Source organism: Streptomyces lycii (genome assembly GCF_009735685.1).
In the GTDB taxonomy this organism is placed as follows: Bacteria; Actinomycetota; Actinomycetes; order Streptomycetales; family Streptomycetaceae; genus Streptomyces; species Streptomyces lycii.
Genome location: NZ_WHPN01000220.1, coordinates 19,693 through 31,898, shown reverse-complemented (window position 1 = coordinate 31,898; position 12,206 = coordinate 19,693). Strand labels below are relative to the sequence as shown.

The window sequence follows — 12,206 nt, the reverse complement described above, 5'->3', positions numbered from 1 at the left end:
CGGGGGCCGGGGCGGGACCGGTCGCGCCGGGGGCCGCGGCCGGGCCGGTGGCGCGGGCCTCGGAGCGGGCGGCGAGCGCGTGCAGGGTGGCGCTCCGGCTGGGCTCCTCGCACAGCCCGGTGCCGGTCGTCCAGAAGATGCGGGCGGCGCGGACGGCGTCCAGGTCGAGTTCGCCGGCGGCGATCTCCAGATCCGGCGCCTTGGGCTGCCGGTAGAAGTAGAGCGGGAAGTCGTCCGGCGGGAAGATCTCACAGAACGTCACCGGGGTGGGCAGCCCGTCCACCCCGGTCACCCAGCGGTCGTCCACGCCGAACTCGCGCAGCGCGTCGTGGACGTAATCGCCGAAGGGGTCGTTGCCCGTGCGGCTGACGACCGCGGCGCGGCGGCCGAGCCGGGCGGCGGCGACGGCGACGTTGGTGGCGGAGCCGCCGAGGTACTTCCCGAAGGTGGTCACCTTCGACAGCGGCACTCCGGTCTGCAGGGGGTAGATGTCCACCCCGATCCGGCCCATGGTGATCAGGTCGTACGGTGTGCACGGGTCCGTCTCGTACGGTGTGTACGGGTCCGTCGGTCGCGTCGGTTCTGGCATGGGGACCCCTTCGTGCGCTGCTGGCCGGGGACTGGCGGCTCCGCCTCGGCTCCAGGTCTAGCCGTGCCCGTCCGGCACTGTCAATAGTTTGTCCTTACATACTGACCTGACAATCCCATCATTGACTGTACGTCCTTATGTCAGGACGAAGTCTTGACACCTCCGGAAGCCGGGCAGGAAGCTGGCCGAAACCGCCCCGCACCCACCCCTGCCCACCGGCAGCCGGGTGCGACACCCTCGACGGCCGCCCCGGGGGCCCACGAGAGGAGAGCCGCACGCATGACCGCCGCCAGCTCCGAGAACGCCGGCCCCGAACACCCCGCCCCTCCCCCGCCGCCCGCCCTGGACCGGCTCCGGATCGGGTCGGCGCCCGACTCCTGGGGCGTGTGGTTCCCCGACGACGACCGGCAGGTGCCCTGGCAGCGCTTCCTCGACGAGGTGGCCGAGGCGGGCTACTCCTGGATCGAGCTGGGCCCGTACGGCTATCTCCCCACCGACCCGGCCCGGCTCGGCGACGAGGTCTCCCGGCGTGGTTTGTCGGTGTCCGCGGGCACGGTCTTCACCTCCCTGCACCGCGGGCCGGCCGTCTGGGACGCCACCTGGGAACATGTCTCCCGGGTGGCCGGGCTGACCCGGGCCATGGGCGCGGAACACCTCGTCGTCATCCCGTCCTTCTGGCGCGACGACAAGACCGCCGAGATCATCGAGGACCGCGAGCTGACGGCCGAGCAGTGGCGGCATCTGGCGACCGGCATGGAGCGGCTCGGCCGCGAGGTCCGCGACCGGTACGGCCTCGGCATCGCCGTCCACCCGCACGCCGACACCCACATCGACGGCGAGGAGAACGTCGCCCGCTTCCTCGACGCCACCGACCCGGAGGCCGTCGGGCTCTGCCTGGACACCGGGCACTACGCCTACTGCGGCGGCGACAGCGTCAAGCTCATCGAGACCTACGGCGAACGGATCGGCTATCTGCATCTCAAGCAGGTCGATCCGGACATCCTCGCGGACGTCGTCGCGGACGGGGTGCCGTTCGGCCCGGCCGTGGCGCGCGGCGTGATGTGCGAACCGCCGCGCGGGGTGCCCGCGCTGGAGCCGGTGCTGACGGCGGCCCAGGGGCTGGGCGTGGACCTGTTCGCGATCGTCGAGCAGGACATGTATCCCTGCGAACCGGACCGGCCCTACCCGATCGCGGAACGGACCCGGCGCTTCCTGCGCGGCTGCGGAGCGTAGGAGTGCCGTTCCGGATCTCCGCGGACGGAGGAAGGACGCCCGGGGGAAGGCGCCGGCACCGCGCCGCCCGGCGCGCCCCTTCCCGGCAACCCGATCACCGGTCACCCGGTCACCCGGCCGCCCCGCCGCGGAGTGGGAGCGGCCGCGGACGGGAAACACACCGGCGCGCGGCCCGGTACAACGTCGACCCACGAGGAACCCATGACTGAGCACGGAACACTCGGCGTAGCCGTCATCGGCACCGGACGCATGGGCGCCGACCACGTACGCCGGCTGCACGAGATCACCAACGGGGCGGCCGTCGCCGCCGTCGCCGACCCCGACGCCGAGCGCGCCAAGCGGCTCGCCGACGGCATCGACGGCTGCACCGCCCACACCGACCCGGACGCCGCCATGGCCGCCCCCGGTGTCGACGCCGTCCTGATCGCCTCGCCCGGACCGGTCCACGAGGCGCAGCTGCTCCGGGCGTTCGAGCTGGGCCTGCCCGTGCTCTGCGAGAAGCCGCTCACCCCGGACGCCGGCTCGGCCCTGCGGGTGCTGGAGGCGGAGCAGCGGCTCGGCCGCCGGCTCGTGCAGGTCGGCTTCATGCGCCGGTACGACGCGGAGTTTCTGCGGCTCAAGGCGCTGCTCGACGCCCGGGAGCTGGGGCATCCGATGATGCTGCACTGCCGGCACCGCAACGTGTCGCCGTCCCCCGGCTTCACCGAGCAGATGATGATCAGCGACTCGGTGGTGCACGAGATCGACACCACGCGGTGGCTGCTGGGCCAGGAGATCACGGCGGTGCGGGTGCTCCGGCCGGCCGCTCCGGACGGCAGCGGTCCGGGCGGGGTCGGCGAGCCGCAGCTCGTGCTGTTCGAGACGGACGGCGGCGCGGTCGTCGACGTGGAGATCTTCGTCAATTGCGGCTTCGGCTACCAGGTGCGGTGCGAGGCGGTGTGCTCCGCCGGCAGCGCCCGCGTCGGTGACGGGCACGCCATGGTGACGAACGCGGCGGGCCGCTGGGGCGGCGAGATCGCGCAGGACTTCGTGGTGCGGTTCGAGGACGCGTACGACCGCGAGGTGCAGCGCTGGGTGGACGCGTGCCGGCGCGGCGTCGTCGAGGGCCCGAGCGTCTGGGACGGCTACGCGGCCGCGGCGGCCTGCGAGGCGGGCGTACGCGCCCAGGCGACGGGCGAACGGGTGCCGGTCGAGCTGGTCGAACGGCCGGCGCTGTACCGCTGAGGCCGGACGCCGCCGCGCGCTGCGGGGCGGCGGCCGGTTCAGCGGTACAGCCGTCCGCCGCGCGGCCGGCGCACGCCGCGACCCACAGGGTGCGCCGCGCTCCACACCACCACCTCACCGAAGGGACGTGCCATGCGCATCGGACTGCTGGGCGCCGGACGGATCGGGTCCTTCCACGCGGAGGCCCTGATCTCGACTCCGGGCGTGGACGAGGTGGTGGTCGGGGACGCGGACGGCGCCCGGGCGGCCGGGCTGGCGGCCCGGACCGGCGCGCCGGCGGCCGGGTCGGTGGACGCGCTCTTCGCGGCGGGCGTGGACGCCGTGGTGATCGCCACCGCGACCGCCGCACACGCCGGGCTGATCACCCGGGCGGCCCGCGCCGGGCTTCCCGCCTACTGCGAGAAGCCGATCGCGACCGACCTGGCCGGGACCGTGCGCGCCCTGAAGGAGGTCGAGGCGGCCGGGACGCTGCTCCAGATGGGTTTCCAGCGGAGGTTCGACGCCGGTTACCGGGCGGCGCGGGAGGCCGTGCGCTCGGGCCGGCTCGGGCGGCTGCACACGATCCGGGCGCTCACCTCGGACCCGGCGCCCCCGCCGCCGGGCTTCTTGCCGCTGTCGGGCGGGCTGGTCCGGGACTGCCTGGTGCACGACTTCGACGCGGTGCGCTGGGTGACCGGCCGGGAGGTCACGGAGGTGTACGCGACCGGCGCGAACGGCGGTGCGGCCTTCTTCCGCGAGGCCGGTGACGTGGACACCGCCGCCGCCCTGCTGACGCTGGACGACGGCACCCTCGTCACCGCCACCGCGACCCGCTACAACGGCGCGGGCTACGACGTGCGCATGGAGCTGGCCGGGGAGCGCGACCAGCTCGTGGTCGGCCTCGGTGCCCGTACGCCGTTCGGTTCGGCGGAGCCGGGCGGCCCGGCCGCCCCGCGCAGCCCGTGGACCGGTTTCCTGGACCGCTTCGACGCCGCCTACCGCGCCGAGCTGGCGGCCTTCGTCCGGGCGGCCCGCGGCGAGGCCCCGAACCCCTGCTCGGGCCGGGAGGCACTGCACGCCCTGCTGGTCGCGGAGGCCTGCGAACTGTCCCGCGCGCGGCGGCGCCCGGTACGCCTCGACGAGTTCGCGGAGTCGTACGCGGGCGGGGACGGGATCCCGGACGGAGAGGGGATCCCGGGCGGGAACGGGGGCGCGGGCGGGAGCGCGGGCGGGGAGTGAAACCCGGGGCGTGCGGTCCGGTTCCGGGCGGCGCAGACTGTCACGGTTTCCCGGGCGTCCCGTAACAGCCCTTCGACAGACCCTGACCCGGCCGTCCCGGTCTCGTTGGCCCGGGTGTCACATCACAGCGGGCCCGTGCGGATCCCCCGCCGGCCCGACGAGCCGCGCCGCCGCGCCCGCGGGGAAGGGCATGCATGACTGACCGGAGGCTGTGGTCGTACAAGGAGATCGCCGCGCACATCAGCGTGCGGACCGACACCGTCCGCTCCTACCGGAAGCACGGACTGCTGCCGCCGCCCGACCGCGTGGAGGGAGGCCGGCCCTACTGGTTCGCCGACACCGTGCGCGCCTGGGTCGCCGCCCGCCCGCGGAACCGCAGCCGCGGGCCGCACTGAACACCGGGCACCCGCACCGGACACGCCCCGGCCTCCCCCCTGGAGGCCGGGGCGCACGTGTGTCCGCCCCCCGCGCCGCCCATACCCCTAAGGGGTATAGACTCTCCAGTAGCAGCAAGCATCGGAAGTGTTCCGGTGCACCCTGGTCACCAGAACACCCGTACGCCCCGCAGAGGAGAGCCGGCATGAGCGCCGAAGCACGCACCGAGACCGCCACCGGCGGCGTCACCACCACCTACCGGGTCACGGGCATGACCTGTGGCCACTGCGAGAAGGCGGTCTCCGAGGAGCTGTCCGCCCTCGACGGCGTCAGCTCCGTCAAGGCCGAGGCCGCCGCCGGGCTGGTCACCGTCACCTCCGCGGCCGCGCTGGACGAGGAAGCCGTACGCGCCGCCGTGGACGAGGCCGGATACGAGCTCACCGGCCGGGCCTGACCCTCCCGGCACACCCCGCCGGGACCGCCGCTCCGCCGACAGGGCGCCGCGGCGGCCCGGCCCTCCCCCGAGGAGTTCCGAGATGACCAGCACGGCCCCGGAGACCGCGGCCACCGCCGGTTCCGGCCGGGACACCGGTCCCGGCGGGGACACCGGCGGCGAGGAACAGGTCGAACTGCTGATCGGCGGGATGACCTGCGCCTCCTGCGCGGCACGCGTCGAGAAGAAGCTCAACCGCATGGACGGGGTCAGCGCCACCGTCAACTTCGCCACCGAGAAGGCCAAGGTCGCGTTCGGCGGCGCGGTGGCCGTGGAGGACCTGATCGCCACGGTCGAACGCACCGGCTACACCGCCGAGCGCAAGCCCCCGCCGCGCCCGGCCCCGGAGACCGCGACCGGCGCCGCACCGGCCGGCGCGGAGTCCGGTGCCGGAGAGGGCCACGGACACGAGGGCGGGGACGGCGGCGGGGACGGCGAGCCGGACGCGCTGCGGCAGCGCCTGCTGGTGTCGGCCGCGCTGTCCGTACCGGTCGTGCTGATGGCGATGATCCCCGCGCTCCAGTTCGACAACTGGCAGTGGCTCTCGCTGACCCTCGCCGCGCCGGTCGTGGTCTGGGGCGCGCTGCCCTTCCACCGCGCCGCGCTGACGAACGCCCGGCACGGCGCGGCCACCATGGACACGCTCGTCTCGGTCGGCACCCTGGCCGCGTTCGGCTGGTCGCTGTGGGCGCTGTTCCTCGGCGACGCGGGCATGCCCGGGATGCGGCACGGCTTCAGCTTCTCGGTGTCCCGCGCGGAGGCCGCGTCCGCGCTCTATCTGGAAGTGGCCGCCGGGGTCACCACGTTCATCCTGCTCGGCCGCTGGCTGGAGGCGCGCTCCAAGCGCCGCGCCGGAGCCGCCCTGCGGGCCCTGATGGAGCTGGGCGCCAAGGACGTGGCGGTGCTGGGCCCGGACGGCCGGGAGGAGCGCGTACCGGTCGGCAGGCTGGCCGTCGGCACGCGCTTCGTCGTACGGCCCGGCGAGAAGATCGCCACGGACGGCCGTGTGGTCGAGGGCAGCTCGGCCGTCGACGTCTCCATGCTGACCGGCGAATCGGTGCCGGTGGACGTCGCACCGGGCGACAGCGTGACCGGTGCGACGGTCAACGCGGGCGGCCGGCTCGTCGTCGAGGCCACCCGGGTCGGCGACGACACCCGGCTGGCCCGGATGGCCGCGCTGGTCGAGGAGGCGCAGAACGGCAAGGCCGAGGTGCAGCGGCTCGCGGACCGGATCTCGGCGGTCTTCGTGCCGGTGGTACTGCTGATCGCCCTCGGCACCCTGGCCGGCTGGCTGCTCACGGGCGGCGGCGCCACCGCCGCCTTCACGGCCGCCGTGGCGGTCCTGATCATCGCCTGCCCGTGCGCCCTCGGGCTGGCCACGCCGACCGCGCTCATGGTCGGCACGGGGCGCGGTGCCCAGCTCGGCATCCTGATCAAGGGTCCGGAGGTGCTGGAGTCGACGCGCCGGGTCGACACCGTCCTGCTCGACAAGACCGGCACGGTCACCACCGGCCGGATGACCCTGCACGGCGTGCACCCGGCGCCCGGCGTCGGCGAGGACGAGCTGCTGCGGCTGGCCGGCGCGGTGGAGCACGCCTCCGAGCACCCGATCGCCCGGGCGGTCGCCGAGGGCGCCGCCGCGCGCACCGGCGCCCTGCCGCCCGTCGAGGACTTCGAGAACGTTCCCGGGCTCGGCGTGCGCGGCACCGTGGAGGGGCACGAGGTGCTGGTCGGCCGGGAGAGGCTGCTGCCCGGCGCCGGGGCCCCGTCCGGGGAATGGACGGCGGTGCGGGACAGGGCCGGGGCGGAGGGCCGTACGGCCGTCGTGGTCGGCTGGGACGGCGCGGTGCGCGGGGTGCTCACGGTCGCCGACGCCGTCAAGGAGGGCAGCGCGGCCGCGGTCGCCGAGCTGCGCGCACTGGGGCTGGCCCCGGTCCTGCTCACCGGCGACAACCGGGCCGTGGCGGAGTCGGTGGCCCGGGAGACCGGGATCGACGAGGTGATCGCCGAGGTGCTGCCGGAGGACAAGGTCGCGGTCGTCCGGCGGCTCCGGGCGGAGGGCCGCCGGGTCGCCATGGTCGGGGACGGGGTCAACGACGCCGCCGCGCTGGCCACGGCCGATCTGGGCCTGGCGATGGGCACGGGCACGGACGCGGCGATCGAGGCGGGCGACCTGACGCTGGTACGGGGTGATCTGCGGGTCGCCGCGGACGCGATCCGGCTGTCCCGGCGCACCCTGGGTACGATCAAGGGCAATCTGTTCTGGGCCTTCGGCTACAACGTGGCGGCGCTGCCCGTCGCCGCCGCGGGGCTGCTGAGCCCGATGATCGCCGGGGCCGCGATGGCGTTCTCGTCGGTCTTCGTGGTCACCAACAGCCTGAGGCTGCGGACGTTCACACAATCACCAACAGCTGCACGAGACCCTCACCTGGATGAGTCGATCTCCAAATCGTAGGTCTTGCCCGACTTGGCCCCCATATGGCATGAGACCCAGATCACATTCATTGGCAGGTAACCATTTCGGGGGGTCGCGAGTCTAACCGGGCGATGCAACACCTCCGGCGGGGTGGAGCATCCGCCAGACCGGGATCGTCTTGGGGGACGAACCAGGTCGTGCGTGGCCGGGGCGCGTGCCCGGGGAGCTTTGAGCGGCCCTCCCGTACGCGCTCGTCCCGGCAGAGCACAGCGGCGCAGCGGTACAACAGAAGAGCACGGCCGAGAGTGACTCGGCCACCAGACGCCCGGCCGGATCCCGTGGGGGGAATCCGATCCGGGATGGGGAGCGCCTCGTTGATCGACCCGTGGGGGGATCGATCGGAGGGGCGCTCCTCGCTTTTCCGCCCCGCGCCGGATCGCCCTTCCGCTCCGCGCCGGACCAGCTCTCCGCCCCGCGCCGGATCGCCCTTCCGCCCCGCGGCGGGCACACGCCGCCGGGGCCCGCGCCGCCGGGCGGCAAACACGACAGGAAACACAACAGAGGGGCCCCGCGCGCCGGGCCCCTCTGCTACGGACGTGTCCCGCAGGCAGTCGTCACCGCTGCTCGACCGGGACGAAGTCGCGCTCCACGACGCCGGTGTAGATCTGCCGCGGACGGCCGATGCGGGAACCGGGCTCCTTGATCATCTCGTGCCACTGGGCGATCCAGCCGGGCAGCCGGCCGAGCGCGAAGAGCACGGTGAACATCTCGGTCGGGAAGCCCATGGCCCGGTAGATCAGACCGGTGTAGAAGTCCACGTTCGGGTAGAGCTTGCGCTCGGTGAAGTAGTCGTCGGCGAGCGCGTGCTCTTCGAGCTTGAGCGCGATGTCGAGCAGCTCGTCGGACTTGCCGAGCGCGGAGAGGACGTCGTGCGCCGCCGCCTTGATGATCTTCGCCCGGGGGTCGAAGTTCTTGTAGACGCGGTGTCCGAAGCCCATGAGCTTCACGCCGTCTTCCTTGTTCTTCACCTTGCGGATGAAGGTGTCGACATCGCCGCCGGAGTTCTTGATGCCCTCCAGCATCTCCAGCACCGACTGGTTGGCGCCGCCGTGCAGCGGGCCCCAGAGCGCGCTGATGCCCGCCGAGATCGAGGCGAACATGTTGGCCTGCGAGGAGCCGACGAGGCGCACGGTGGAGGTCGAGCAGTTCTGCTCGTGGTCCGCGTGCAGGATCAGCAGCTTGTCGAGAGCGCTGGTGACGACCGGGTCCAGCTCGTACTCGGCGGCGGGCACCGAGAAGGTCATCCGCAGGAAGTTCTCGACATAGCCCAGGTCGTTGCTCGGGTAGACGACCGGGTGGCCGATGGACTTCTTGTACGCGTAGGCCGCGATCGTCGGAAGCTTGGCGAGCAGCCGGATCGTCGAGAGGTGGCGCTGCTCCTCGTCGAACGGGTTGTGGCTGTCCTGGTAGAACGTCGACAGGGCGCTGACCACGGAGGACAGCATCGCCATCGGGTGGGCGTCACGCGGGAAGCCGTCGTAGAAACGCTTGACGTCCTCGTGCAGCAGCGTGTGCTGGGTGATCTCGTTCTTGAAGGCGGCGAGCTCGTCGACGGTGGGCAGCTCACCGTTGATCAGCAGGTACGCGGTCTCGATGAAGGTGCTGCGCTCGGCGAGCTGCTCGATCGGGTAGCCCCGGTACCGCAGGATGCCCTGTTCGCCGTCGAGGTAGGTGATCCCCGATTTATACGCCGCGGTGTTGCCGTAACCACTGTCCAGGGTCACCAGACCGGTCTGGTTACGCAGCTTCGCGATGTCGAAGCCCTTGTCGCCGACAGTGCTGTCGACGATGGGGTAGGTGTATTCGCCGTCCCCGTACCGCAGTACTACAGAGTTGTCGCTCACGTCATCCCTCACCGACGTTGTGCCTCTTCTTCGAGGTGCCCTGACTGTCTCTACCTTCCCCCATTTGGCTCGGGGCCGTGCACTCGGGGTCGGCCGTCAGGCCTATTTGTGGCACGCAGTGCCGCGTGCAGCCCCATCCTGCTCCTCTTCGCGCCGTTTGGAAAAGGCGAGCGGGACAAACCCGCTCAGACGGCCCCAATGAGACGGTGATCGAGCGCCGTGCAGCGCCGTCCGGCCGATACGGTCCGCACCGCCTGGCCGAGCGCCCGCCGCGAGCCGACGAGCACGACCAGCCGCTTCGCCCGGGTGACCGCCGTGTACAGCAGATTGCGCTGGAGCATCATCCAGGCACCCGTGGTGACCGGCACGACCACGGCCGGATACTCGCTTCCCTGGGAGCGGTGGATGGTCACCGCGTACGCGTGCGCCAGCTCGTCCAGCTCGTCGAAGTCGTAACCCACCTCCTCGTCCTCGTCGGTCCGGACCAGGAGCCGCTGCTCGTCGTTGTCGAGGGCGGTGACGACGCCGACCGTGCCGTTGAAGACGCCGTTCTCGCCCTTCTCGTAGTTGTTGCGGATCTGGGTGACCTTGTCGCCGACCCGGAAGACCCGGCCGCCGAAGCGGCGCTCCGGAAGGTCCGGGCGGCCCGGGGTGACGGCCTGCTGGAGCAGTCCGTTGAGCGCGCCCGCGCCCGCCGGGCCGCGGTGCATGGGGGCGAGGACCTGCACGTCCCGGCGCGGGTCGAGACCGAACTTCGCCGGGATCCGGTGCGCGGCCACGTCCACCGTGAGCCGGCCCGCGGCCTCCGTGTCCTCCTCCGGGAAGAGGAAGAAGTCGGTGAGGCCCCGGGTGACGGGCGGGACGCCGCTGTTGATCCGGTGCGCGTTCGTCACCACGCCGGACTGCTGGGCCTGCCGGAAGATCCGGGTGAGCCGCACGGACGGGACGGGGCCGCCCGGCGCGAGCAGATCCCGCAGCACCTCTCCCGCGCCGACCGACGGCAGCTGGTCGACGTCGCCCACCAGCAGCAGGTGCGCACCCGGCGGCACGGCCTTGACCAGCTTGTTCGCCAGCAGCAGATCCAGCATGGACGCCTCGTCGACGACCACCAGATCGGCGTCCAGCGGCCGCTCCCGGTCGTACGCCGCGTCGCCGCCCGGCTTGAGCTCCAGCAGCCGGTGCACGGTGGAGGCCTCCGCTCCGGTCAGCTCGGAGAGCCGCTTCGCGGCCCGGCCCGTCGGCGCGGCCAGCACCACCCTGGCCTGCTTCGCCCGGGCCAGCTCGACCACGGACCGTACGGTGAAGGACTTCCCGCAGCCCGGCCCGCCGGTCAGCACGGCGACCTTCTGCGTCAGCGCCAGCCGCACCGCCTGCTCCTGCTCCGGGGCCAGCTCCGCGCCGGTCCGGCCGCCCAGCCAGGAGAGGGCCTTGTCCCACCGGACCGTACGGAACGCGGGCATCCGGTCCTCGTCGGTGCGCAGCAGCCGCAGGAGCTGCGCGGACAGGGACAGCTCGGCGCGGTGGAAGGGCACCAGATAGACCGCGGAGACCCTGCTCCCCGGTTCCTCCCCCGGGACCTCCTGCCGTACGACGCCCTCCTCCTCGCCCGCCAGCTCGCCGAGGCAGTCGATGACCAGGCCGGTGTCGACCTGGAGCAGCTTCACCGCGTCGGCGATCAGCCGCTCCTCGGGCAGATAGCAGTGGCCCTGGTCGGAGGACTGGGAGAGGGCGTACTGCAACCCGGCCTTGACCCGCTCGGGGCTGTCGTGCGGGATCCCCACGGACTGGGCGATCTTGTCGGCGGTGAGGAACCCGATGCCCCAGACGTCCGCCGCGAGCCGGTACGGCTGGTTCCGTACGACGGAGATCGACGCGTCCCCGTACTTCTTGTAGATCCGCACGGCGATGGACGTCGAGACCCCGACCCCCTGGAGGAAGACCATCACCTCCTTGATCGCCTTCTGCTCCTCCCAGGCCGCGCCGATCAGCTTGGTGCGCTTCGGCCCCAGGCCGGGCACCTCGATCAGCCGCTCGGGCCGCTGCTCGATGACGTCGAGCGTGTCCGTCCCGAAGTGCTCCACGATCCGGTCGGCGATCCTCGGCCCGATGCCCTTGATCAGGCCGGAGCCCAGATAGCGGCGGATGCCCTGGACGGTCGCGGGCAGCACGGTGGTGTAGTTCTCGACGGTGAACTGCTTGCCGTACTGCGGATGGGAGCCCCAACGGCCCTCCATCCGCAGCGACTCGCCGGGCTGCGCGCCGAGCAGCGAGCCGACGACCGTCAGCAGGTCGCCGCCGCCGCGGCCGGTGTCGACCCGGGCCACCGTGTACCCGTTCTCCTCATTGGCGTAGGTGATCCGCTCCAGGACCCCCTCCACCACCGCCCATTGCGCCATGCCCGTGACGTTACCGCCGGGCGCGGACAACGCGTCCCGGCCTGTGGACAACCGGCCGCGAACGGGGCGTCCGGCCTCCGTCCCGGCCCGCGGAGCGCCCCGGGCGGCCCCGGAGCGGCCCCGGGGCGGCACGACAGCGGCATGCGGCGACACGACAGCGGCATGCGGCGGCACGACAGTGACACGACAGCGGCATGCGGTGGCACCAACAGGCACGCGGCGGCACGAAGAGGGGGCGCATCGGAGCAACTGCCGCACGGCAACCGGCATTTCCCGGCAAGCTGGCGGTACACGGCGCCGCCCGGCGCCCCGACGACGCACGGGCCGCTCGCACGGCCGGCACCCGGCGACCCGGCCA

At 72.9% G+C, this 12,206-nt stretch carries 9 protein-coding genes; 6 read left to right on the top strand and 3 right to left on the bottom strand.

Annotated features, from left to right (window positions below; translation table 11 throughout):
* On the bottom strand, positions 1-589 hold a 589-nt coding region (locus GCU69_RS09035; RefSeq protein WP_408055781.1), incomplete at its 3' end, for a PfkB family carbohydrate kinase.
* Positions 590-868: 279 nt separating this feature from the next.
* Between GCU69_RS09035 and GCU69_RS09030 the strand changes: the two genes are divergently transcribed.
* The 6 genes from GCU69_RS09030 (at position 869) to GCU69_RS09005 (ending at position 7,587) form a co-directional block, all read left to right on the top strand.
* The gene (locus GCU69_RS09030; protein WP_156205607.1) at positions 869-1,822 is read left to right on the top strand and encodes a sugar phosphate isomerase/epimerase family protein; all 954 of its coding nucleotides are present in this window, start codon (positions 869-871) and stop codon (positions 1,820-1,822) included.
* 201 nt (positions 1,823-2,023) lie between these two features.
* The gene (locus GCU69_RS09025) at positions 2,024-3,046 is read left to right on the top strand and encodes a Gfo/Idh/MocA family protein (protein WP_156205606.1); all 1,023 of its coding nucleotides are present in this window, start codon (positions 2,024-2,026) and stop codon (positions 3,044-3,046) included.
* A 132-nt stretch (positions 3,047-3,178) separates the two neighbouring features.
* Positions 3,179-4,264: a Gfo/Idh/MocA family protein gene (locus GCU69_RS09020; RefSeq protein ID WP_156205605.1), complete on the top strand. Its 1,086-nt coding sequence runs from the start codon at positions 3,179-3,181 to the stop codon at positions 4,262-4,264.
* A gap of 194 nt (positions 4,265-4,458) precedes the next feature.
* On the top strand, positions 4,459-4,659 hold the full coding sequence (locus GCU69_RS09015) for a helix-turn-helix transcriptional regulator (RefSeq protein ID WP_098751975.1): 201 nt from the start codon (positions 4,459-4,461) through the stop codon (positions 4,657-4,659).
* A 185-nt stretch (positions 4,660-4,844) separates the two neighbouring features.
* Positions 4,845-5,093, top strand: a complete 249-nt coding sequence (locus GCU69_RS09010; RefSeq protein ID WP_098751976.1) for a heavy-metal-associated domain-containing protein — start codon at positions 4,845-4,847, stop codon at positions 5,091-5,093.
* 82 nt (positions 5,094-5,175) lie between these two features.
* Positions 5,176-7,587 (top strand): heavy metal translocating P-type ATPase, encoded by a 2,412-nt coding sequence (locus GCU69_RS09005; RefSeq protein WP_156205604.1) that lies wholly within the window; start codon positions 5,176-5,178, stop codon positions 7,585-7,587.
* A 575-nt stretch (positions 7,588-8,162) separates the two neighbouring features.
* Here GCU69_RS09005 and GCU69_RS09000 read toward each other — a convergent pair.
* Together GCU69_RS09000 and recD2 are read right to left on the bottom strand one after the other, a co-directional pair.
* On the bottom strand, positions 8,163-9,452 hold the full coding sequence (locus tag GCU69_RS09000) for a citrate synthase (protein ID WP_156205603.1): 1,290 nt from the start codon (positions 9,450-9,452) through the stop codon (positions 8,163-8,165).
* A 185-nt stretch (positions 9,453-9,637) separates the two neighbouring features.
* Positions 9,638-11,848, bottom strand: a complete 2,211-nt coding sequence (gene recD2, locus GCU69_RS08995) for an SF1B family DNA helicase RecD2 (RefSeq protein WP_156205602.1) — start codon at positions 11,846-11,848, stop codon at positions 9,638-9,640.
* Positions 11,849-12,206: the final 358 nt, after the last annotated feature.